Consider the following 23,088-nt stretch of genomic DNA (forward strand, 5'->3'; position numbering starts at 1 on the left):
TCATTGCTCGGCGATCACCGCGATCAGACCGCCACCATCCGGCCCCTGATGCTCCGCGCCGCCGGAGACGAAAATCCGGCCATCACCGATCACGCCGGCAACGAGGCCGGCGACCGCTCCCCGGATGTGCCGCTGTGCGTTGATGTCGGTGTCGTCGAGCATCGTATGGCGATGGCCGCGGATCTTGCCGCGCCGGTCGGGCTCGCATTTCACCAGCACGGAACGAATGCGCGCCGCATCGCCCGCGGATACCTGCGGTTTCGCCGCAATGTCGAGATCGGCCAGCACATCCACCACCGCGCCGATGTCGAGCGCGTCGATCATCGGCCGATGCGCGATGTGCAAAGACCCCGCCCAGTTCGGGCTGTTGCCGAGCACGACGACCTCGTTGCTCTCGACCTCCACGCCCGACGAAATGCTGGCGCGCGGCGATTGGATGAAGAAATCGCTGAGCAGCGAGGCGTCGGTGAAATCGCTCGGCCCGATTTCGCCGAGCGCCAACGCGACGCCAAGGGCACCAGCCGCGCGCGCAAAGGCCATGGATTTGTTGGGATCGCTGGTGAGCGGTTGCTTGTCCATGGCGATCGCAGCGGCGGCGCGCGCCACCGTCACACACGGACACTTCACCTGCACGAAATGCACGTCATCGAGCCGTTCGATTGCCGCATTGGCGATGGCCTTGCGAACCGCGTTCGCGACGCTCTCGACATGGGCGCGCCGGCCGACCTCCTCCGCCGGGACGGGCTCGCTGAAGGCGGTGCCGATTGCAAGCGCCGAGCGCGCGCTGCGCAAGGCGGGTTTGGCCTCCCTGCTGCAAAACACACTATAATGCGGGCTCATCACGCCCTCCGTGCCGCCCGAGAGCACGCAAGGGATTTCCCGGATCAATTGCGCTGGCGGCCTGTTCAAGTGCTGCGACAGCAGTGTCATCAAGGTCTGGGTGAAATAGCCGCGGGTGAAATCGTTGACCCCGCCATTGCCCTCGGTCTTGCCGATGATCGCGACGATATCCGCCGCGCGGACCGTACCATCGACGATCAGGCGATCTAGCTCGGAAAGATCCCCCGGATGTGCCATCGACAGCCTGAACACCTGCGCCAGCTTCATGGCTTGCTGCCCTCGCGGATCAATTCGAACAATCGGCTCGGGCTCAAGGGGATCTCCAATAGCTCGACCCCGTTCTGCTTCAGCTCAAGCGCATTCTCGATCGCCTGCGCAAACAACGGACCGACGGGAATGGCTCCCGCCTCGCCCGCGCCCTTGATCCCCAGAGGATTGAGCGGCGAGGGCGTGGTGGTGTGGTCGAGCTGCATCCGCGGCACTTCGAGCGCGGTGGGCAGCAGATAGTCGGCAAGCGAGGCATTGAGGAGCTGGCCGTGCTCGTCGAACGATACCTTTTCGTAGAACGCATTGCCGATCCCCTGCGCTACCCCGCCGTGGATCTGGCCGGCGAGGATCATCGGATTGATCACGGTGCCGCAGTCGTGCACGACGACATATTTGAGGATCGTCAGCTCAAAGGTGAGCGGATCCATTTCGACGATCGCGGCATGCACGCCATTGGCCGTGGAGCCGCTCGGCGGTCCGAAATATTGCGTCGACTCCAACCCCGGCTCGGTGCCGGGCTTGACCGCGCCGCGCATCGGGTTGGCACGTTGCGCGAGTTCGCCAAGACGGATGAATTTTCCGGGAATGCCGATGATCGAGACCTTACCGTCAGCAAGAACCAGATCCTCTTCGGCGCATTCGAAAGCATCGCTGGCCAGTTTGAGCGCTTTTTTCCGCACCGCGCGCGAGGCTTCGTTGATGGCATTGCCGGCCACCACAGCACCGCGACTGGCAAAAGTGCCGGCGCCCCAATAGAACTGATCGGTATCGCCGGTGACGATCTCGACGTCGGTGACATCGACGCCAAGCTGATCGGCTACGATCTGGGCAAAGCTTGTGAAATGCCCCTGCCCCTGCGTGCCGATGCCGGTGGCGACGCTCACTTTTCCGTTGGCCTGCACCTGCACCTTGGCGCCCTCATAGGGCCCGATGCCGGTGCCCTCGACGTAACACGCAATGCCGATGCCGACATAGCGGCCTTGCGCGCGCAGCTTCGGCTGCTCCTTCGTGACGAAATCGGCATAGCCGATCGCCTCCAGCGCCTTGTCGAGCACGGGCTCATAATTGCCGCTGTCATATTCGAGCGGCTGAAAATCCTGATAGATGATCTCGTTCCGATACGGGAAGGCATCGCTTGGGATCAGATTGCGCCGGCGGATCTCGGCCGGATCGATATCGAGCTCATGCGCGGCAAGGTCGAGCAGGCGCTCGATCACGAACACGCCGTGCTGGCGCCCGGCGCCGCGATACGGCGTCACAATCGGAAGGTTCGTGAACACAGACGTAAAGCTGCTGTCATAGGCCGGGATCACGTAGGGCCCCAGCAGCGTGCACTGGCTGTTGATCGGCACCGTCAGCCCGTAAGGGTTATAGGCGCCGTTGTCGTGCAGGAAGACGTCCTTCACCCCGAGGATGCGGCCGTCGCGCGTCAGCGCGATCTCGGCGTCGTGGATCTGGCCGCGCTCGTGCGTCGTCGCGACGAAATGCTCGAACCGGTCCTCGATCCATTTCACCGGGCGATTGAGCCGCATCGATATCCAAGGCAGCGTCGCCTCTTCCGGATACAGCATCATGATCTTCGGCCCGAACCCGCCACCGACGAAGGGGGCGATCACCCGCACCTGGCGTTCGCCGAGACCGAGCGCGCTGGCAAGAGCGTTACGCACGAAGACCGGCGCCTGCGTGGTGTCCCAGACCGTCATGTGCTGGGCCCGTGCGTTCCACTGCGCCACAACGCCGCGCGTCTCGATCGGTGATGATATGCCGTGCTCGTAACGGAAACGGCGCTTGAGGATCAGGTCCGCTTGTGCGGCGGCACTCCGATAGTTGCCTTTGGCTTGATGGACATGCGCGGCGACATTGGTGCCGAGATCGCCGTGAACAGGGATTGCGTCTTTGTCCAGGGCTTTCTCGAGATCGACGACCGCCGGAAGGATCTCCAGATCCACTGAAATGTCGTCGAGCGCATCCTCCGCGATGTAGCGACTTTCCGCAACGACGATCGCCAGCGGCTCACCGGCATAGCGGACAGTGTCTTTGGCAAGCGGCACGTGGCTGCGCAGGTTGAAGACGAGTCCCGGCACGGGCGGCGGGGGCACCAGCAATGGTCCTGGTTGCCAATAGGCGCCGAGGTCGGCCGCGGTATAGACGGCGACCACGCCGGCGCGTTTCAACGCCTTGGACGGATCAATCCCTTTCACGCGGGCATGCGCCACCTGGCTGCGCAGAAACGCTGCGTGCAGCATGCCCGGCAGCTCCACATCGTCGATGAACAGCGCCTGCCCGGTGAGGAGCTTCTTGTCCTCGTTGCGCTTGACGGCGGCACCGAAGAAACGCGTGGTCATGGCGCCCTCGCCTGCATTGTCTTGGCTGCGACCAGCATCGCGTCAACGATGTTCTGATAGCCCGTGCAGCGGCACAGATTGCCCGACAGCGCCTCCCTCACCTCCTGTTCCGAAGGCGCGGGATTCTCCCGCAAGAACGCGATCATGGTCATCAAGATACCGGGGGTGCAATAGCCGCATTGCAGGCCGTGATGCTCGTGCATGGCCTGCTGAAGCGGATGCAACTCGCCAGTCTCTGGAGCAAGACCCTCGATCGTCGAGAGCTCATGGCCGTTGGCCTGGACCGCGAGCATCAGGCATGAACGGACGGGCTCGCCATCCAGCAAGACCGTGCAAGCACCGCAGACGCCGTGCTCGCAGCCGACATGAGTGCCGGCCAGCAGCAGTTCATGGCGCAGGAAATCGCTGAGCAGCATCCGCGATTCGACGTCACGACGATATGAGGTGCCGTTGACGGAGACTTCGACCTCGTGCCGGTCAGGCTGCATGGGCGGCCCGCTCGAGGGCTTTGCGCAGCGCGCGAGCCGATAGAACGCCCGCCAGATGGCGTTGGTAATCGGGGCTGGCGTGGACGTTGCCTGCCGGCGCGATGCACCGCTGCACGTCCGCCGCGACCGCGTCGATCAGCTTATCGCTGCCCTTTTCATCGATCAGAGCGGCCGCGGCGCCGCTTGCATCCACCGGCGTCTCGCCCACTCCGCAAAGCGCCAGCCGCGCATCTATGCAGCGACCCTCGTCATCCAGCGTGATGACGGCGGCGCAACCCGCCAGCGCGAAATCGCCGCGCCGTCGCGCCACCTCCAGAAAGCAGCTTCCGCTGCGCGGCTTTTGCACCGGCAAAATGACGTCGATCAGGATTTCGTCCGACCGAAGATCGGTGGTGAGAAGCCCGACAAAGAAGTCCGCAGCATCCATTTCACGCTTGCCGGCCTCGGATTTGACGCGCATGCGCGCTCGCATTGCAACAGTGACCGCCGGCAATTCGGAGGCAGGATCCGCATGGGAGAGGTTGCCGCCGACGGTACCGCGATTGCGGATTTGCGGGTGGGCAATATGCGGAAGCGCATCCGCGAACAGCGGGCAAGCCCTTAAAAAATCGCCGTTCCGTTCGAGCGTCCGATAACGCGTCAGCGCGCCGAGCCGCAGCTTTCCGTCTTCGAGGCAGTCGCAGGCCTCAAGCTCGGCCAAGCCGTTGATGTCGATCAGCACCGCAGGTCGCGCCAGGCGAAAATTCAATGCCGGGATCAAGCTCTGACCGCCCGCCAGAAAGCGGCTGTCGTCGCCGTATTCGGACTTCAGTGACAGAGCATGCGCGAGCGACGAAGCTTTGATGTATTTGAAAGGTGCGGGCTTCATCTGGGTCCGTTTTGACGCGTGCATTCGCAATCGACATGGCGACGCAACACGAAACTATCTTCGGCCCGGTCAACAAGTCAAAAGCCACTTGCTGCGACCTGCTCCATTTCTGCATGGAGATGCAGCAAAATCCTGCTCATTATTCTTTCTGCGTGCTCAAAGAATCAGCGCCACTCCAAATCGCTTTTGACAATATCCCGACATGGCATCACCCAGGCCAAGCATTTCGATTGTGAGCGGAGCGACCGCTGAAACTGACTGCGGCGAAGGCGCCTCTCACGCCAACTTTCTCAGCTCACCTGACCAGTCTCCGTCGCAAGGCACCGGAGCGGCTCGTGGTGGACGCACGGAATATGTCCCGCATCGTCGAGGCCGCCGACTGGCCGGCGACACCACACCAGGTGCTCTGGAAGTTGCGCTGGCCGGCGTCGATCATCTATCGCTTCACGAGTCAGAAGGTGGCGATGAGCATTTCGCTGGTCGGCGCGATCGTCGCGGACTTGCCGACCGGGGCGGAAGCCGGCATCGGCGCGCGCCTCCTGTCCGGCTCCTATCGGATTCCGGTTCCGTTCCTTCTTCCCTCGACGGATCGCCATTTACGGATCGCCATTTTAAGGCGCGCATTTGAGGCGCCGCACTACTTAAATATCAAACATCACCGCCGTACAACCAGTTCATTTTCCCTCCCGAACCGTCTAAATTTTGACGCGGGCCCGGCCGACGCTTCGTGGATGTGGCGATGCGCGCCATAGCTCCGGCGGCAGGTTGTCGCCGAACAGAAACAATAAATGCGTAAGGTCGACCTTGCGCGTGATCGAGAATGCTGGGGAGGTCGGTTACGATGACTGTCGAAAGCACAATTGCGCGCGGCGCGGTTCACGATGCAATCGAGATCATTCCGACCGGCGCTGCGCTCGGCGCGGAGGTGCGGGGCGTCGACTTGCGGTCGCTCGATGATCGGCAGTTTGCCGCACTCAAGCGCGCCTGGCACCAGCATCAAGTGCTTCTCGTTCGCGGCCAGACGCTGAGCGATCAGGATCTCGTCGCATTCAGCCGCCGCTTCGGAGATCTCGATTGGGCTCCCGTACAGGAAACCGGCCGGCGCTTTGTCGAGGGCATACCCGAAATCTATATCGTGTCCAACGTGAAGGTGAATGGCGAGCCGATCGGCAGCCTCGGCGCGGGCGAAGCCGTGTGGCACACCGACATGTCCTATCTCGATGTGCCGCCGATGGCGAGCATGCTCTATGCGATCGAGGTGCCGCCGGTCGGCGGCAATACGTCGTTCTGCAGCATGTACGCGATCTACGATGCGCTCCCTGCGGAGACGAAACGGCGGATCGCGACGCTCAAGATCAAGCACGACGGCACTTACAACAGCGGCGGTTATGTCCGTCAGGGCGTCACCCCGACCGATGATCCCAGAACCTCGCCCGGCGCCGTGCATCCCCTGGTCTGCATCCATCCGGACACCGGCCGGCAGATGCTTTATCTCGGCAGGCGTCGCAACGCCTATCTGCTCGGACTTGAGCTTGCGGAATCGGAAGCCTTGCTCGATGAGCTCTGGACTTACATCGAGCGAGCGGAATTTTCCTGGGAGCATGTCTGGCGGATCGGCGATCTCGTGATGTGGGACAACCGCTGCACCATGCATCGGCGTGATCCGTTCGACGACTTGAGCCGACGGATCATGCACCGCACCCAGATTAAGGGTCATGCGAGACCGGCCTGATGCGCAGGTTCGGCGCATCCAACTGGATTTTGCTGCTGCTGTGTCTGATGTACATGATCTTGTACGTCGACAGGGTCAACATCTCGACCGCAGCTCCACTGATCAAGGCAAATCTGGGCTTAAGCAACACGCAGCTTGGTCTCGCCTTCTCCGCCTTCGCCTATCCTTACGCGCTGTTTCAATTGATCGGCGGCTATTTCGGCGACAAGTTCGGGGCGCGGCTCACGCTTTGCGTCAGCGGTCTGATTGTTTGCATTTCGACTGCGGCGACCGGATTGGTCGACAGTCTCGTGACGCTGGTCGCCGCTCGCCTGGCACTCGGGATCGGTGAAGGCGCGACCTTTCCCACCGCAACCCGCGCCATGGCGGTGTGGACGCCCGAACGAAACTGGGCCTTTGCCCAAGGCATCACCCACTCCTTCGCGCGCATCGGCAATGCCGTCACACCGCCTCTCATCGCCCTTTTGATCGAGCTGGTCTCATGGCGCGGCTCTTTTGTGGTGCTGGCGCTGGCAAGCCTGACGTGGGTTGTGCTGTGGACCTGGTATTTCCGGGATGTGCCGACGGCCCCGCCGCTGAGCAAGGAGGAGTTCGCCGCGCTGCCGACCCGAAGCCGTAACAATGCCAGGGAGCCGGTGCCCTGGCTCAAACTGTTCCAGCGCATGTTGCCGGTCACAATGGTTGACTTCTGCTACGGATGGACGCTGTGGCTGTTCGTGAGCTGGATTCCATCTTTCTTCTACCAGAACTACCATCAGGATCTAAGACAGTCGGCGCTTTATTCCGCCGGCGTGTTTGTGGGCGGCGTGATCGGCGACACGCTCGGCGGCACGGTGAGCGATCGGATCCTGCAGCGGACCGGGGACAGGGTCGCCGCGCGGCGCAATGTCATCGTGGCCGGCCTGCTTGGCGGCTTCGTATTCCTGCTTCCGGTCATCCTGATTCACGACATCAATATCGCCGCGGTTTCGCTTGCCGCGGCCTTCTTCTGCATCGAGCTTATTGTCGGTCCGATCTGGGCCGTGCCGATGGATATTGCACCGAAGTACTCGGGGTCCGCGAGCGGAATGATGAATTTCGGCTTCGGCACCGCCGGCATCATTTCGCCACTCGTATTTGGCTATCTCGTCGACCGCACCGGAAGCTGGACGCTGCCGTTCACGGGCTCGATCTGCCTGTTGCTGCTGGGCGCAGCCCTGGCGTTTCGCATGCACCCCGACAAGCCGTTTGAGACCGCACCGCTCAAAGCAGTTCGCGCATAGAGGCCGAGCCCAAGGTCTTCAAGCCACCGGCTTTCAGCGACTGCTCCGAATGGGCGCCCGCGCCCCGGTCGTGAAAATGACGTGACGCGAGTGGAAGTATTAAAATACCTCAGACGGAATTGCATCGTCTTTGCACCGATGCGGGCCGCAAAACTGCTGCCTCGCAAAAGCGAACGAGTGCGGTCACGCTCCGTAAACTACCCTCCTTAAGACAATCTTCCCGCCTCACCGTTAGCCTCAAAGGGTCACCAGACATCATGCATTGAATTTTTTGGACTTCTGAACAGCCGATGGCTGCGCCTCGCAAGAAAAATACCCGCCCGCACAGAAGGCCCCCGATGTCAGCACTGCTCGCGCTCAGCCAAGCCGCGCTCGACGGCGTGGCCGAGGGCGTGTGTGTTTATGATGCGGACAATCGCGTCGTTCTATTCAACCGCCGCTATCTCGAACTGTTCGACATGTCACCGGACGTGATCCGGACCGGGATCACCTACCGACAAGTACTCGAACACAGCGCCTCACGCGGGAATTTTCCCACCGACAGATTCGAACAGATCTGGCGCGCCCGCGCTGAGCTCCTCTCCGCAAGAAAACCATTCAGCACGGAGCAGGCTTTGCCGAGCGGCGTCGTCATGACGCTCAACATTCAGCCGCTGTCCGATGGCGGCTGGCTCACCGTTTGCGACGACATCACGCGGCGGGCGAAGCTCGAGAGTGCCTTGCGGGTGCAGACCGAACGCATCGAGCATGCGTTCGCCCATATGTCCCACGGCCTGACGATGTTCGATCGCGACGAGCGGATGATCATCTGCAATAGCCAGTACCTCGAGGTTTACGGATTTGATGCCGGCGTGATCAAGCCGGGCGTCAGCTACCGCGAGATCGTGGAGCATTGGGTGTCCAGGGGTAACGCCAGCGGAGTCTCCGCGGAGCAGCTCTACGACATGCAGATGAGCGAAATCCGTGGCGGAAATTCCCAACCTACATTCCTGACCCGCGCCGACGGCCGCGTCGTCCAGGCCATCTCACGGCTGATGCCGAATGGCGGTTGGGTCACCGCGTGCGAGGACGTAACCGAGCGGTTGCGCGCGGAAGAAGCGCTGAAACGACAGAACTTTCTTTTCGATGCCGCACTCGAGAACATGGCAAACGGCCTGTGCGTCTACGATGAACATTTTCGGCTCCTGGTTTGTAACAGCAACTATCTCAAGATCTACGGTCTCGCCCCGCACGAGGCGAAGCCCGGCACGCATTTGTCCGACCTGATCCGCACGGTGATGGGGCACGGCGTCTACCCCGACGACTTCCCAATCGACGCTCTGTTCGAAGAATTGCGTCAGCGGCTTTCCCAAATGAAGGACCTGACGGTTCAGCGCCGCATGTGCGACGGGCGGCTGCTTGCCGTGCGCTATCGCCCGCTATCGGACGGCAACTGCGTCGCTACCTATGAAGACATCACCGAGCGTGAACGGGCGCATGAGGAGCTAGGCGAGCAATATCGTCGTTTCGATGCGGCGCTGAACAACATGACGCAAGGTCTCGTCATGCTCGACAGCAATTTGCACGTCATCGTCTGCAACAGGCGCTATATTGACATGTATCGCTTGTCGCCGGACGTGGTGAAGCCCGGCGTCGCCATGCGCGAGATCATGGAGCATAGCTGCGCCATCGGCAATCATCCGACCACCACGCCGCAGCAGCTCTATGACGACTATGTCGAGAAGCTCAGGAGGGGCGGACATATCCTGCATCGTCACCTGGGTGACGGCCGCATCATCAAGCTCACGCATCGCCCGATGGAGCACGGCGGCGGCTGGGTCATCACCTACGAGGACGTGACCGAGCATCGCAAGGCCGAGGCGCGCGTGGCCCACATGGCCCAGCACGATCCGCTGACCGATCTGTCAAATCGCGTTCTGTTTCGTGAGAAGATGAGCGGAGGCCTGGCGGAGATTGCGGCGCGCGGCGGCAAGATGGCGGTGTTGTGCCTCGATCTCGACAACTTCAAGACCGTCAACGACCGGCTCGGACACGCGATCGGCGATCAATTGCTGCGATGGGTCGCCGCGCGCATTAGGGAATGCGTGGGTGAGAATGATACGGTCGCGCGTCTCGGCGGCGACGAGTTCGCCGTGCTGCAACGCGGGCCGCAACCGCAATCGGCCGAACAGCTTGCCCGCCGCCTGGTCGAGGTCATCGGCCACCCACCGCCGCTGGAGAGCCACGTTATCCACACCGGCGTCAGCGTCGGCATTGCGATCGCGCCCGACGACGGGCTTGATCCGGATGAGCTGATGAAGTGCGCCGACCTCGCGCTTTACCAGGCCAAGGCGCAGGGACGAGGCGCGTATGAATTGTTCCGGCCCGAAATGGAGGCGCAGGCCCGGGCGCGGCACATTCTGGAGAACGACCTGCGCTGCGCGCTGGAAGCCGGCGAGTTTCATCTTGCCTTCCAGCCACAAATTCGTCTGGGCACCGGAGAGCTGACCGGCTTCGAAGCGTTGCTACGCTGGAATAGCGCCGCGCGCGGCCTGGTTTCGCCGGCCGATTTCATCCCGATCGCGGAAGAGACAGGCTTGATCGTTCCGCTCGGCGAATGGGTGCTGCGCACGGCCTGCGCGACGGCGGCCGGCTGGCCGGATAACATCAAGATCGCGGTGAACCTGTCGCCGGTGCAGTTTCGCGCCCGCGGTCTTGTGGCGATGGTCACCAGCGCGCTTGCTGCCGCCGGGCTGGACCCGAAGCGGCTCGAGCTTGAAGTCACCGAAACCGCATTGCTTCAAGATGACGAAGCGACGGTCGCCATCCTGCACCAGCTTCGCAAGCTCGGCGTCCGCGTCAGCCTCGACGACTTCGGCGTCGGCTATTCTTCGCTCGGCTACTTGCGCAAATTTCCCTTCGATACCATCAAGATCGACCGTTCCTTCGTCGGCTCTCTCGGCGAATCCCATGAGAGCGGCGCGATCGTTCGCACGATCGCGAGCTTGGGCGCCAATCTCGGCGTCGAGACGACCGCGGAAGGCGTCGAAACCGCCGAACAGCTCGAGCTGGTGCGTCAGGCTGGCTGCACCGCAGTCCAGGGCTTTTACTTCAGCAAGCCATGCTCCGCCGGCGACGTCGGCCACATCATTGAGCAGATGAATCCAGTGCACCGCGTAGCGTGAGTTGTCGTAGGGTGAGTTGAGCGCAGCGAAAACCCACCGTGTTCGCGGTGTTGATGGGTTTCGCTGCCGCTCAACCCATCCTACACTTTCTTGAGCTCTTCCAAGATCCGGTCGGCCTCGGTCCGCCAGTCGGGACTGCGCGCGAACGCCTTGCTCTCTCTCGTCCCAAACACGCCGGCATCGGCGAGATCGGCCATCCAGGCTTGCCGCTCCGCCGTTCCTTGCGAGGACCAGGGCGTGAGCCCGACCTCGCGGACGGTCTCCGCGACCTCGCGCACTTCCTCGGCACGCCGCCTGCCATGCTCGATCACGCGCTGGAAGAAGTAAGCGCCCTGCCTCTCCCAATTGATGGCGGGAAACGTCTGTGCAAGCGAGGCCAGCACCGCATCCTCCACACCATAGGCCCGCGCGGTCGTAAAACTCTCGATGACCATGGCTTCCATGCCCTTGATGATGATGCTGCGGCACATCTTCACGGCCGAGGCCACACCCAGTTCCTCGCTGGCAACCTTCGCATCGAACCCGAGAGCAGCCAGGAGCGGCGCCAATTCCCGCGCACCGCCGCCACCAAGGAGGAGCGGCACCTTGATCCGATAGGGCGGCACCGAGGTCATGACGGCACCTTCCCCGTAGCGGCCGCCTGCGCCATCGATCATCGCCGCTGCCCGTCGCTTGGCACCAGGCGAAGCAGAATTGAAATCCAGGAACCAGCAGCCGTTCCTGATTGCGGGCGCGCAGGCCTGCGCAACCGCGACGGCCTGGCTCGCCGTAACGGCGGAAACGATAAAATCGGCATCAGCAGCCAAGGCCGCGTGCGAAGGAGCGAGCGCAACACCGAACCGTTCAGCATGCGCACGCAACGGCGCCGATTGCCCGCCGCCGAGCTTGATGTCGTAAGCGTAAACCTTGACATCTTGCTTCCGTAGATCCTCGGCGAGGATTCGCCCGACCTCGCCATAACCGATAAGGCCGATCTGCCAACGTTTCGGATCAGTAGGCATCGTCATCAATTCAGCTCCCGTGTCGTCTCGTCAAAGAGGTCATCGACGGTGAAGCGTCGAGGGATCAGCGATTGCTGGGCGGCGTAGTCTATGATCAGCTCAAGCGATTTCCTATTGGCTTCGACGCCAAAGGGAACGGGGTCGGGAACCGCCGCCTGCCCCGCCTTGGCTTTGCTTTGCTTGAGCAGGCGATAGACTTCGCGCACGATGTCGGGCCGCTCGCGCGCAAGCTTTTCGGTCACGACCACGAGATGATTGACAGGGAAAACGCCATGTTTGACAAACCATCGCGCGGCCTCCGCCGCGGGATCAGAGAATAGCGGCTTGAGGCGGGGATCGCTGGAGGTCTCGCCAAGCACGGCATCGAGTTCGCCGTTCAAGAGCATCTGGATGATGCTCTTGCCCTCCGCTGCGCGCTCGGTCATGTCGCGATATTCGGCGACATGCGGATCCTCGAAAGTGACCCAATGGATTTCATCGAGGTCGACGCCGTAATCATTGGTAAGGATTCCGCGGATCCAGGCGCCGGTCGTCGTGGTGAAGGAACGGATGCCGACGCGCTTGCCCTGCAGATCGCCCGATCCGATCGTCCCGCGTTCGCTGTTGTAGATCGCGTAGGCGTGCTGAAACCGTCCGAGCATCACGGCCGGAAGCAACACCAGCGGCTTGCGATGCGCTTTGGCCATCAGATAGGTGACGATCGCCATTTCGCAGACGTCAAACGCCTGCTCGCGCACCATCGGCTTGAAAGCCGCGTTGGTCGGCGTGTAGTCGATGAAATCCAGATCAACGAGGTCGGAGCGAACCTCGCCGCGCTTGAGCGGATGAACATGCGCATGATTGCCGAGGACGATGCGCAACCGGGGAATATCCATCGCAGCCAACTCCAGTGACAAGGTCCATGCGAAACGCCGGACGCCTAAGCCTGCTCGGAATGATCGACATAGGCCAGGCCTGCCTTGGCCAGCGCCTCGCGCCTCCTGTACATGTCCATCCCGCTCGCATCGGCACGCTTGATGTTCCTGACCATGACAGGCTTCATTGCAGGATCTCCTCCACGGTCGGAAACAGGCGCTGATAGGCTTCGCCATAGGTCATGGGAACGCCGGTGTTGCGGCTGCCCTGGATGCCGCGGTTGAGCGCCACGCGCTCATAATATCCCCAGAGATGTTTTTGCGCCGCCAGGATCTGGAACGCCTCGTATTTCTGGTTCCAGACCTCGTCGATCTTGAGGATCAGGCTGGGCTTGAAGTTACACATCTCCGGCTGATGGGGCTCGAACAGAAACACCGGCGGCGCGGCGTATTTGTATTTCGCGTCGGGCTTATGGCCCATCGCCTGCGCGACCACGCGAGTCTGCTGCGCGAAATGCGCCGCATCGGGGTGATCGAAATTGTAGGGATCCTCGAGCGCATGCGTCAGCACGAAGCTCGGATTGAGCTCCCGATAGATGTCGACCATGCGGTCGAAATGCGCCTCGTTGAGCTTGAGCGGATAGTCGCCGCAATCAAAGAACTCGATTTCAGCGCCGAGCAATTTTGCCGCCCGCTCCGCCTCATCCCTTCGCCCGGCCTTGACAGACTCCAGCGTCGCGCCCGCCTCCTTCCAGGCGAATTGGCTTTCGCCGCGCTCGCCGAAGGACAGGCAGACGATCTTGACCCGGTACCCCTTCTTTGCGTGGAGCGCGATAGCGCCTCCGGCGCGCCAGACGAAGTCTCCGGGGTGGGCTGTGATCACAAGACCGGTTTTCATTTTTGGCACTCCATTCTATTTGCCGAATGCGTCACGAGGTTCCGTCACGTCATTGCAGCCGCCGTTTCGCCGTCGAGCACCCGCTTGAGCCGACCTTCATCGAGAGCCCGCTCCCATTTGGCGATGGCGATGGTCGCAACCGCATTGCCAACGAGATTTGTCGGGGTCAGCGCCTGCGACATCAGGCGGTGGATACCCAGCACCAGCGCCACGCTCGCTACGGGAATGCTGCCCGTCGCCGCAAGCGTTGCCGCCAGCACAACGAAGGCCGCACCTGCGACGCCGGCGGCCCCCTTGGAGGTCACCAGCAAGATCAGGAGAAGTGCGACCTGCTGCTCCAGATCCAGCGGCGTGTTGGTCGCCTGGGCCAGGAACACGCTGGTCGCAGCCAGATAGAGACAGGTGCCGTCGAGATTGAAGGAATAGCCGGTGGGGATCACGAGCCCGACCACGCTCCGCTCGCATCCAAGGACCTCAAGCTTTGAAATTATCCGCGGCAGCACCGTCTCGGAGGACGTCGTCGCGATACAGATCAAGAGTTCACCCCAGATGTAGCGGATCAGTTTCACCAGACTGAAGCCACAAATCCGCGCGACCGCGCCAAGCGCAACAATGATGAAAACAACGCAGGTGAGATAGAAGCCCGCCAGCAGCTTGCCGAGCGAAGCCAGCGACCCGACGCCGAACTTGCCGACAGTGAATGCGATCGCGCCGAAAGCCCCGATCGGCGCCGCCCACATGATGATGCCGACCACAGCAAAGATCATTTTCGCGGCGATATCGATGAGATCGACGAGCGGCTTTCCTCGTTCGCCCAATTGCACCAGCGCGAAACCGCAAATGACAGAAATGAACAGCACCTGCAGGATGTTGCCTTCGGCAAAGGCGCCGACGAATGTGCCGGGAATGATGTTCAGCAGAAACGGCAGGAAGCCTACGGCGGCTGTCTGCTTGATATAGGGCTCGATAGCGCTGGTGTTGATGGCGGCCGGATCGATGTTCATCCCGGCGCCCGGTTTCAAGAGATTGACTGCGATCAAGCCGATGATGAGTGCGATCGTCGTCATGATCTCGAAGTAGGCGATCGCCTTCAGCGCGACGCGCCCTACCCGCGCGACGTCAGCCATATGAGCGATGCCGTGCACGACGGTGCAGAAGAGGATCGGCGCGATCAGCATGCGGATCGCCTTGATGAAGGCGTCGCCCAGCGGCTGCATGCCGGTGGCAAGCTCGGGCTGAAAAACGCCAAGCGCGATGCCGAGCGCCATGGCAATCAGCACCTGGACCCAGAGCTCCTTCCACCACGCTCTCATGCGCGGCTTCTCGATGGTCAGCGTCGTCATCTTCAGCCTGGGCCTTGGTGCGGCGCGCCCCTTCTCACGAGCTGCCAAACTCGAACAATCGAGCCGGGTTGCTCACCAATATCTTCTGCTGCAGTTCCGCCTCCGGCGCGAACAGCGGCACCAGATCGACCAGATCGCCGTCGTTCGGCATCACCTTCACATTGGGATGCGGCCAATCCGTGCCCCAGATCACGCGATCGGGTGCGGTCTCGACGATCTTGCGCGCGAACGGCACCGCATCCTTGAAAGGCGGCCCTGCCGAAGAGACCCGCTCGCAGCCGCAAACTTTGACCCAACATTTCTCATCGCGCTGCAGCAGCTCGATGAGCGTGCGGAACGGAAGCTGGTCGAGGCCATCGGCCGCTTTCACCCGGCCCATGTGATCGATGGTATAGCGCACCGGCAGTTGCGCCAGCATGCCGGCATATTCAGGGATGTCGATGGCATCGAAATGCAGATCGACGTGCCAGCCAAGCGGCGCGATCATCTCGACCACGCGTTCGAACACCCGCTTGTCCGGGACACCGCCGAGGTGGCGAACGAAATTGAAGCGGCAGCCCCGAAAGCCGCCTTCATGCAAAGCGTGCAGCTCCCGCTCGCTGATCTTGTCATCGATGTTCGCGACGGCGCGATATGCGCCGTTGCTCACGGCGATCGCATCCAGCGCGACGCGATTGTCCGTGCCATGGACGCTGGCATTGACGATGACGGCGCGCCCGACGCCGAGCTTGGCATGCAGCGCCCTGAAGTCTTCCAGCGGCGCATCCGGCGGCGTATAGGGCCGGTCCGGTGCGTAAGGGTATCTCGAGCCCGGCCCGAAGATATGGCAATGCGCATCGCAGGCGAGCGGCGGCAGCTTGAATTTCGGGATCTTGGTGTTGCCATCAGGACCCGGAATGGTCGGCGTGAACGTCATCGCTGGGTAAGCCTGAACAGGGCTGGATTTTGGACGAGAAGCTTATGCTGGATCGCCGGATCAGGCGCATAGAGTGGAATTCAGCTCGACGATCTCGCCGTGGTTGGGCCCATTCATTTCCTCCTCCCTGAACGTTTCGGGACAACGCCGGACCGCGATCGCTCAGCGCGCGGCGGTCGGTGCCGTCTTATGCTTTTGTGTGTGCCGCGGCCCGCCGGCGCGGCCGCACCGGCTCGTCCAGCGCAGGCGCCTGCAACGAGGCGACGGTTGCACGGACAAGCTGCTCGATCGCGTTGCCCGCGTCGGCCCCATCCGCCTCGCCCCGCGAGAGGCGCGAGACGCGTTCGGGCGTGACCAGCGAATAGTAAAGCGCGCCAAGCAGGAAGTGGCAGCGCCAGACGATTTCGGTGCGCGGGATGTGCGGCAGGGTTTCGTGGATCGCGTCGATGAACGCGTGGCTGGTATCATCGAAAGTCTGGGCGATAATCCGCCGCGCGACTTCGTTGCCCTCAGCCGACATCACCGCACGCAAGCGCGTGAAGCGTGCGCCGCCGCCGGCCACGTCGCTGCCGGACGAAAATGCCGGCAGCACATAGGCGCGCACGATCGCCTCGAGCCGATCCTCCAGGTCACGCACGCGCCTGGCCGCCGCGAGCAGTTCCGAGCGGCGGAGGTTCATCGGACCGCAGTGCCGCCGGTAGATTTCCAGCAGCAGACCGTCCTTGGTCTTGAAATGATAGGTGACGCTGCCGGGATTGGCGCCTGCGGCTTGCGCAATATCGCGGACCGACACGGCATTGAAGCCATTGGTCGAGAACAGCTCTTCCGCCGCGCACAAGATCGCCTCGCGCATGTTGGGCTTGCGCGCCGCGGCGGTCTTGGCTGGAGACTTAGGGACCATGCTATTTGTACTAATGTACAAAAGATTAGGCCCGGTCAACAAGAAACATGGGCGTCAGTACTGTAGCCGAAAGGCGCCCAATCGATCCTCCCGTTCGGGCGACCCCGCGCTCGCTTGCAAGTTCACGAATGCTTCACCTCGAGCGGCGGCGTGCCGTGGGTGTGGAAGGACTCGATGGTCTTCAGGCCCCAGGCCTGTCCCTTCTTGCGTTCGGTCTCGGTCCAGACGATCGGCTTCCAGTCCGGCGCCAGCACGAGGCGGGCGCCGGCATTCGCGACCTCGACGCGATTGCCGCCCGGCTCATAGACATAAAGAAAGAAGGTCTGCTGAACCGCGTGCTTGTGCGGGCCGGTTTCGATGTAGATGCCGTTCTCCAGGAAAATATCGGCGGCACGCAGGATCTCCTCGCGGCTGTCGAGCGCGAAGGTCACATGATGGAAGCGGCCTTTGGTGCCGGTATGATCGCGCGTATAGGCGAAGTCATAGCTCTTGTTGGTGAAGGTCAGCCACATCCCGGCCTCCGTGCCGTCATCGAGCACGATCTGCTCTGTCAAGCGCGCGCCCAGATATTGTTCGAAGAAACGCCGGTTCGCCGACACGTCGGCGGCAAGGCCGTTGAAATGATCGAGCCGTCGCACATTGACGCCGCGCGCGGGAAACCGCTGGGCTTGGTTCTTCAGCGCCGGCGTCTGTTCCGGCGCGGGCTTGAACCATTCGGTCTCATAATAGAGCTCGAGCAAATGGCCATCGGGGTCGCGGAATTGAAACGCTGGCCCATGCCCGATGTCGCCATCGCTCCAGCCGATGTCAAAACCTGATCCCTTGAGCGCAGCGACACGGCGCTCGAGCGCTTGCGGGCTGCGCGCCCGAAATGCCGCGTGCCCGAGGCCCGATGTCTTCGATCCCGTCAGCTTCAGCGAGTACCGCTCATAGTCGTCCCAGCCGCGCAGGTAGACGGAATCGCCCTTGCTGCCACTGACGGTCATGCCGAGGACATCGACAAAGAACGACAGGCTTTTGTCCGGTACCGGCGAGAAAATCTCGACATGGCCGAGATGGGCCACGTCCATGATCGGTTCGTCTTGCATCGTGTTGACCTCCCTGCCTCATTCCATCCGCGCCAGGTGCTTGCCGGCCATGTGACCAAAACTCATCACCCGACCATCATCGTCGATCGCAAACGGATTGCCCTGGCTCTGACGACAGCCGGTGACGCACCAATTCGCGTCTTAAGAAGACGCGCCGTAGTCGTAGAACCCTTTCCCGGTCTTGCGGCCAAGCCGGCCGGCGTCCACCATCTCCTTGAGCAAGGGGGCCGGACGATATTTCGGATCATTAAAGCCCTTGTAGAAGACCTCCATCACCGACAGCATGGTGTCGAGGCCAATCAGATCGGCCAAGGCCAGCGGTCCGATCGGGTGATTGCAGCCCAGCTTCATGCCCTCGTCGATATCGGCGGCGGTGGCGAGCCCCTCCTGAAGCGCGAAGATCGCTTCGTTGATCATCGGACACAGAATGCGATTGACGGCGAAGCCCGGGCTGTTCTTGGCGGTGATCGGCACTTTGCCGACGCGCTTTGCGAACGCCACGGCTTTCGCATGCGTGTCGTCGGAGGTCTGCAAGCCGCGGATCAGTTCCAGCAGCGCCATCATCGGCACCGGGTTGAAGAAATGCATGCCGATGAATCGATCGGGACGGTCCGTGGCAGTCGCGAGCTTGGTGATCGAGATCGACGAGGTATTGGTCGCGATCAGCGCCTCCGGCTTCAGCGTCGGGCACAGGTCCTTGAGGATCTTGACCTTCAGCTCCTCGTTCTCGGTCGCCGCCTCGATGACGAGATCACAACCGGCCAGCTTGCTCTTATCGGTCGTACCGGTGATGCGCGACAATGTCGCCTCACGGTCGGCGACGGTCATCTTCTCCTTCTTGACCAGGCGGTCCAGGCTATTGCCCACCGTTGTGAGCCCACGCGCCACTGCCGCGTCGGAGATGTCGACCATGGTGATTTTCAGCCCGGCCGCGGCACAGACCTGGGCGATGCCATTGCCCATCGTGCCCGCCCCGATAATGCCAACCGTTTCAATCATCGTTCGTCTCCTTCCATTTGCCGAGCGCCTCGTGGCCGGGCGCAAACCGTTCGCCGCCCTTACGAGGGCTGCCGATGCACCTGCTTATCAGGAGGTTTTGGCCGCCGATATGCAAATCGGGCAGGAACACGCTGCCTTCCCACGCGCTAGTCCGTTGTCCTGACCGGACTTTTTGGCTGGGGCGGGAGGATTCGAACCTCCGCATGGTGGAATCAAAATCCACTGCCTTACCACTTGGCGACGCCCCAAAACAACGTGACGGAAAGGCCGGACAAGGGTCCAAACCGTTTCGCGCCGGCACCGTCGGTCTATAGAGACAAGCGAGCCATTTCAACAGGGTAGACGGCATTATTCGCGGCAAATTCTCATCCCCTGACCTAAGGTGCGAACGCGGCTTTTCGTCTCCCGACCCCGCTGCCGGCGCTTTGAGAAGAGAGTTGAGGGGCTTGCGGTTTCGTGGGAAGACGGCAGCCAATTCGAGGCCGAAACCAGCGGGATGACGCTCATGACCTACCAGGCGCCGATCAAGGACATGCTGCTTGCGCTCAACCATGGCGCGGGGCTGAAGGCCGCCGTGGAGGCTGGCCATTACGGCGATTTCGACGCCGACCTGACCGCCGCGGTGCTGGAGGAAGCCGGCAAGTTCGCCTCCGACGTGCTGGCGCCGCTCAACCGCGTCGGCGACCAGAACGGCATCAAGCTTCAGGACGGCAAGGTCACCACCGCTCCCGGCTGGCCCGACGCCTATAAGCGCTGGACGGAAGGTGGCTGGAACGCAGTCTCGGGCCCGGAATCTTTCGGCGGTCAGGGTCTGCCGCTCGCGATCAACGCCGCATGCACCGAAATCTGGAGCGCATCCAACGTCGCCTTCGGCCTCTGTCCGCTGCTCACGCTCTCGGCGATCGAGGCGCTGGATGCGCACGGCAGCGACGAGCTGAAGGAGATCTACCTCGGCAAGCTGGTCTCGGGCGAATGGACCGGAACCATGCAGCTCACCGAGCCGCAGGCCGGCTCCGACGTCGGCGCGCTGCGCACCCGCGCCGACCGCGCTGCCGACGGCACCTACCGTCTGAAGGGCAGCAAGATCTTCATCACCTATGGCGATCACGACATGACCGACAACATCGTGCATTTCGTGCTCGCGCGCCTGCCCGATGCGCCCGCCGGCACCAAGGGCATCTCGCTGTTCCTGGTGCCGAAATTTTTGGTCAATGCCGACGGCTCGCTGGGCGCGCGCAACGACATCTATCCAAGCGGCGTCGAGCACAAGCTCGGCATGCACGCCTCGCCCACCTGCACCATGACGATGGGCGACCACGGCGGCGCGATCGGTTACCTGATCGGCGAGGAAAATCGCGGCATGCATTGCATGTTCACGATGATGAATCAGGCCCGGCTCGGCGTCGGCCTCGAAGGCGTCGGCATCGCCGACCGCGCCTATCAGCAGGCGCTTGGCTACGCGCTGGAACGGCGCCAGGGCCGCGCGGTGGGCAAATCCGCCGATGGCGGCTCCGATCCGATCATCGTGCATCCCGACGTCAAGCGCATGCTGATGCAGATGCGCTGCCTCACTGCGGCCGCGCGCACCATCTGCTATGCCACGGCGGTCGCGCTCGATGTCGCGGTGCGCGCCAAGGATGCGAAAGTCCGCGGCGAGGCCGCCGCCCGCGGCGCGCTGCTCACGCCGATCGCAAAAGCCTTCTCCACCGATGTCGGCAACGAGGTCGCCTATCTCGGCGTGCAGATCCACGGCGGCATGGGGTTCATCGAGGAGACCGGCGCCGCGCAGCATTACCGCGACGCGCGCATCACCCCGATCTACGAGGGCACCAACGGCATCCAGGCCATCGACCTGGTGACGCGCAAGCTCGCCGCCAATGGCGGCGCCGCTGTGTGGGCTCTGCTCGACGAGCTCGGAGAGACCGTCAAGCAGGTTGAGGGTTCGAACGATCCCGCCTTCGGCGCCACCGGCCAGAAACTGCGCGACGCGCTCGCTTCGCTGACGCGTACGAGCCGCTGGCTGCTCGAGCGCGTCGGCAGCGCCCCTAACGATGCGTTGGCCGGCGCGACGCCCTATTTGCGGCTGTTCGGGGCAACGGTCGGCGGCTGCTATCTGGCATCCGAAGCACTCGCCGCACGCAATGGGAAGTTTGGCGAGCCGCAACGCTACGTGGCGCTGGCCCGCTTCTTTGCGGAGAACATCGCGGTGCAGGCGCCGTCGCTGGAGAAGAGCGTGACCGACGGCGCAGAGATGGTGAACGGCGCGGACGCGGTGCTGTTGGGGTAAGTCTTCTATCATCGTCTCGGCGAACTCCCGGACCCATAGCGCGGAACGCATCTCCGTCATTGCGAACGCAAGCGAAGCGATCCCAAGCCACGGTTACGGCTCTGAGTTCGTAGGGTGGGCGGAGCCATCGGGCCGCGCGAACGCGCGCCGGATGACAGGCTCCGCGAAACACATCACGCCACACACTCTACTGATAGGTTGATGGGTTTCGCTTCGCTCTACCCATCCTACGACGTAAATTCGCGTTCTCGCGACGCCTTGCGTCCGAGTTTCGCATCGACTCGCCCCTCTCCGAAATCAGAGGGCGCAGGGAAGGCCGGGTGCCCGCCGCACCCGCGGCCCCGTGTGCGCAAAATTGCGCAAAAAAGCACACGGGAGCAACTACAGGTACAGCCGGGTTCACTCCGGCCTTCCCTGCGCAGTGGTTTACGGCTTACTTCGCGCTCTCCTCGGTGAGCCAGACTTTGTTGTCACCGTCATCAGCGAGATGCGGCAACGCATCTTCGCGAAACTTAGCGCCAGCCTTGGGGCGCCAGGACCACACGACTTCGCCGTCCGCGAGGGGTACCGTTCGTCTTGCGACACCTTCGCGTCCACCGCATCCCGCGCTCAACGTCCGTGACGACGCGTACGCCCCTCAGCGAGGCGGGACGCCGAGGAGGATGCGACTGATTTGGGGCAATCACAAAGCGAATTATTTTTGGCGTCAGATCTGGACCACCCAAATCACATTGAAACGCCTCGCGAAATTAGTTTTTATGCGCACGCGTCTTCGGGCGCAAAGAGTACGCACGAGCGCAGTTCGTAGGATGGGTTGAACGCAGTGAAACCCATCGGAGCGTGTGAGGTGATGCGTTTCGCGGAGCCTGTCATCGGGCGCGCGTTCGCGCGACCCGGTGGCTCAACCCATCCTACCAATTGACGGGCGCATCAAGCGGATCGCGATCGGTGAGCGCTTATGCCCGCATCTGCCGCTGCTCGCCCGCTCTCTCCTGCGCGTTGATGAGCGACCTGATCCGCTCGGCGTCCGCGGGCGTTGCCGGATTGTAGACCACCATGGCGAGATCCGGCCGGCCGTCGACGGCAAAGGCTGAATATTCCAGCCCGAGCATCCCGACATCGGGATGCCGCAGATGTTTCGTGCCCTCGCCATGCGCGTTGACGTCGTTGGCACGCCACATCGCTTCGAATTCGGGGCTCAGGCGACAGAGCTCATCGACCAAGCCCTTGACGTTATCACCGGCGCCTGCTCGCGCCGTATCAGCCCTGAACGCTGCCACGACAAAATGGGCGACGCTTTCCCAATGAGGCTGCGCGGCGCGCACCCGCGGATTCAGGAAGAAGAGACGGAGGATGTTGCGCTCGTCGGCGGCGAGCGAGCTGTAGTCCGTGAACACCGCCGTGGCCGCGCGGTTCCAGGCAACGACATCCCATGTCGCGGTTCTCACAAGCGCCGGGCTGAGCTCCAGCGCGTCGAGCACACGTTGCAGCCGCGGCGAAATCCCCTCAGTCGCCTGATAACGACGAATCTCGGGCGGCCGGCCCAATGCAAGCAGAAACAGGTGCTCGCGCTCGATCTCGGTGAGCATCAGGGCGCGGGCAATGCGATCGAGCACGTCGGCCGATGGCGCACCGCCCCGGCCCTGCTCAAGCCATGTGTACCAGGTCGCACTGACATTGGCGCGTTGCGCCACTTCTTCCCTCCGCAGGCCAGGCGTTCGGCGGCGCGCCAACGGAAAGCCGAGAGCCGCCGGATCGAGTTTGGCGCGGCGATCTCTCAAATAGGCTCCAAGCAAGTTGTCATTGCCGGTCGGCATGCTGATCCTGTTAGTCGT

The 23,088-nt window shown here is 62.5% G+C and carries 19 protein-coding genes, 1 tRNA gene and 1 pseudogene; 5 read left to right on the plus strand and 16 right to left on the minus strand.

Translation table 11 applies throughout. The annotated features are described in order from the left end of the window. Genes P6U23_RS30970 through P6U23_RS30985 form a run of 4 tightly spaced genes read right to left on the minus strand, consistent with a single transcriptional unit; the run spans position 1 to position 4,808 of the window. Complete coding sequence (locus tag P6U23_RS30970; protein ID WP_407176168.1) at positions 1-1,107, minus strand: ring-opening amidohydrolase; 1,107 nt, start codon at positions 1,105-1,107, stop codon at positions 1-3. Further along, positions 1,104-3,452 carry a molybdopterin cofactor-binding domain-containing protein gene (locus P6U23_RS30975; protein ID WP_407176169.1) on the minus strand — a complete coding sequence of 783 codons (2,349 nt, stop codon included), beginning with the start codon at positions 3,450-3,452 and terminating at the stop codon, positions 1,104-1,106. Before P6U23_RS30975 ends, P6U23_RS30970 begins: the two co-directional genes overlap by 4 nt. Next, the gene (locus tag P6U23_RS30980; RefSeq protein ID WP_407176170.1) at positions 3,449-3,940 is read right to left on the minus strand and encodes a (2Fe-2S)-binding protein; all 492 of its coding nucleotides are present in this window, start codon (positions 3,938-3,940) and stop codon (positions 3,449-3,451) included. Before P6U23_RS30980 ends, P6U23_RS30975 begins: the two co-directional genes overlap by 4 nt. Continuing rightward, positions 3,930-4,808 carry an FAD binding domain-containing protein gene (locus P6U23_RS30985; protein WP_407176171.1) on the minus strand — a complete coding sequence of 293 codons (879 nt, stop codon included), beginning with the start codon at positions 4,806-4,808 and terminating at the stop codon, positions 3,930-3,932. Before P6U23_RS30985 ends, P6U23_RS30980 begins: the two co-directional genes overlap by 11 nt. 386 nt (positions 4,809-5,194) lie before the next feature. On the opposite strand from P6U23_RS30985, the pseudogene P6U23_RS30990 reads away from it, so the two are divergent. From P6U23_RS30990 to P6U23_RS31005, 4 genes and pseudogenes are all read left to right on the plus strand, one after another. Next, positions 5,195-5,362 (plus strand): annotated as a pseudogene (locus tag P6U23_RS30990) (ABC transporter permease); the annotation flags it as partial. A gap of 287 nt (positions 5,363-5,649) precedes the next feature. After that, positions 5,650-6,540: a TauD/TfdA dioxygenase family protein gene (locus P6U23_RS30995; protein ID WP_407176172.1), complete on the plus strand. Its 891-nt coding sequence runs from the start codon at positions 5,650-5,652 to the stop codon at positions 6,538-6,540. Next, the gene (locus P6U23_RS31000; protein ID WP_407176173.1) at positions 6,540-7,802 is read left to right on the plus strand and encodes an MFS transporter; all 1,263 of its coding nucleotides are present in this window, start codon (positions 6,540-6,542) and stop codon (positions 7,800-7,802) included. Before P6U23_RS30995 ends, P6U23_RS31000 begins: the two co-directional genes overlap by 1 nt. 338 nt (positions 7,803-8,140) lie before the next feature. Then, complete coding sequence (locus P6U23_RS31005; protein WP_407176174.1) at positions 8,141-10,966, plus strand: PAS-domain containing protein; 2,826 nt, start codon at positions 8,141-8,143, stop codon at positions 10,964-10,966. An 80-nt stretch (positions 10,967-11,046) separates the two neighbouring features. Here P6U23_RS31005 and P6U23_RS31010 read toward each other — a convergent pair whose 3' ends face one another. The 11 genes from P6U23_RS31010 to P6U23_RS31060 form a co-directional block, all read right to left on the minus strand. Next, a complete protein-coding gene (locus P6U23_RS31010) occupies positions 11,047-11,967 on the minus strand; it encodes a DUF1932 domain-containing protein (protein WP_407181645.1) in 921 nt (306 codons plus the stop codon). A 5-nt stretch (positions 11,968-11,972) separates the two neighbouring features. After that, on the minus strand, positions 11,973-12,842 hold the full coding sequence (locus tag P6U23_RS31015; RefSeq protein WP_407176175.1) for a hypothetical protein: 870 nt from the start codon (positions 12,840-12,842) through the stop codon (positions 11,973-11,975). Positions 12,843-12,886: 44 nt separating this feature from the next. Then, complete coding sequence (locus tag P6U23_RS31020) at positions 12,887-13,009, minus strand: hypothetical protein (protein WP_407176176.1); 123 nt, start codon at positions 13,007-13,009, stop codon at positions 12,887-12,889. After that, positions 13,006-13,719, minus strand: coding sequence for a PIG-L deacetylase family protein (locus P6U23_RS31025; protein WP_407176177.1), 714 nt, complete (start codon positions 13,717-13,719; stop codon positions 13,006-13,008). Before P6U23_RS31025 ends, P6U23_RS31020 begins: the two co-directional genes overlap by 4 nt. 44 nt (positions 13,720-13,763) lie before the next feature. Continuing rightward, entirely contained in the window at positions 13,764-15,062 is a 1,299-nt protein-coding gene (gene dctA, locus P6U23_RS31030; protein WP_407176178.1) for a C4-dicarboxylate transporter DctA, read from the minus strand. A 34-nt stretch (positions 15,063-15,096) separates the two neighbouring features. Beyond that, positions 15,097-15,978 (minus strand): amidohydrolase family protein, encoded by an 882-nt coding sequence (locus P6U23_RS31035; RefSeq protein WP_407176179.1) that lies wholly within the window; start codon positions 15,976-15,978, stop codon positions 15,097-15,099. Positions 15,979-16,165: 187 nt separating this feature from the next. Then, a complete protein-coding gene (locus tag P6U23_RS31040) occupies positions 16,166-16,879 on the minus strand; it encodes a TetR/AcrR family transcriptional regulator (protein WP_407176180.1) in 714 nt (237 codons plus the stop codon). Positions 16,880-17,001: 122 nt separating this feature from the next. Next, entirely contained in the window at positions 17,002-17,967 is a 966-nt protein-coding gene (locus P6U23_RS31045) for a catechol 2,3-dioxygenase (RefSeq protein WP_407176181.1), read from the minus strand. Positions 17,968-18,108: 141 nt separating this feature from the next. Next, entirely contained in the window at positions 18,109-18,966 is an 858-nt protein-coding gene (locus P6U23_RS31050) for a 3-hydroxybutyryl-CoA dehydrogenase (RefSeq protein ID WP_407176182.1), read from the minus strand. Continuing rightward, positions 18,959-19,096: a hypothetical protein gene (locus P6U23_RS31055; protein ID WP_407176183.1), complete on the minus strand. Its 138-nt coding sequence runs from the start codon at positions 19,094-19,096 to the stop codon at positions 18,959-18,961. The genes P6U23_RS31050 and P6U23_RS31055 overlap by 8 nt, the downstream gene beginning before the upstream one ends. A gap of 43 nt (positions 19,097-19,139) precedes the next feature. After that, positions 19,140-19,214 (minus strand) — tRNA-Gln (locus tag P6U23_RS31060). A 257-nt stretch (positions 19,215-19,471) separates the two neighbouring features. Between P6U23_RS31060 and P6U23_RS31065 the strand changes: the two genes are divergently transcribed. Continuing rightward, positions 19,472-21,253, plus strand: coding sequence for an acyl-CoA dehydrogenase (locus P6U23_RS31065; RefSeq protein ID WP_407176184.1), 1,782 nt, complete (start codon positions 19,472-19,474; stop codon positions 21,251-21,253). A 956-nt stretch (positions 21,254-22,209) separates the two neighbouring features. Here P6U23_RS31065 and P6U23_RS31070 read toward each other — a convergent pair. Then, complete coding sequence (locus P6U23_RS31070) at positions 22,210-23,070, minus strand: helix-turn-helix transcriptional regulator (RefSeq protein ID WP_407176185.1); 861 nt, start codon at positions 23,068-23,070, stop codon at positions 22,210-22,212. Between the last annotated feature and the right edge of the window lie 18 nt (positions 23,071-23,088).

The organism is Bradyrhizobium sp. STM 3562 (assembly GCF_045571435.1).
Classification (GTDB): Bacteria; Pseudomonadota; Alphaproteobacteria; order Rhizobiales; family Xanthobacteraceae; genus Bradyrhizobium.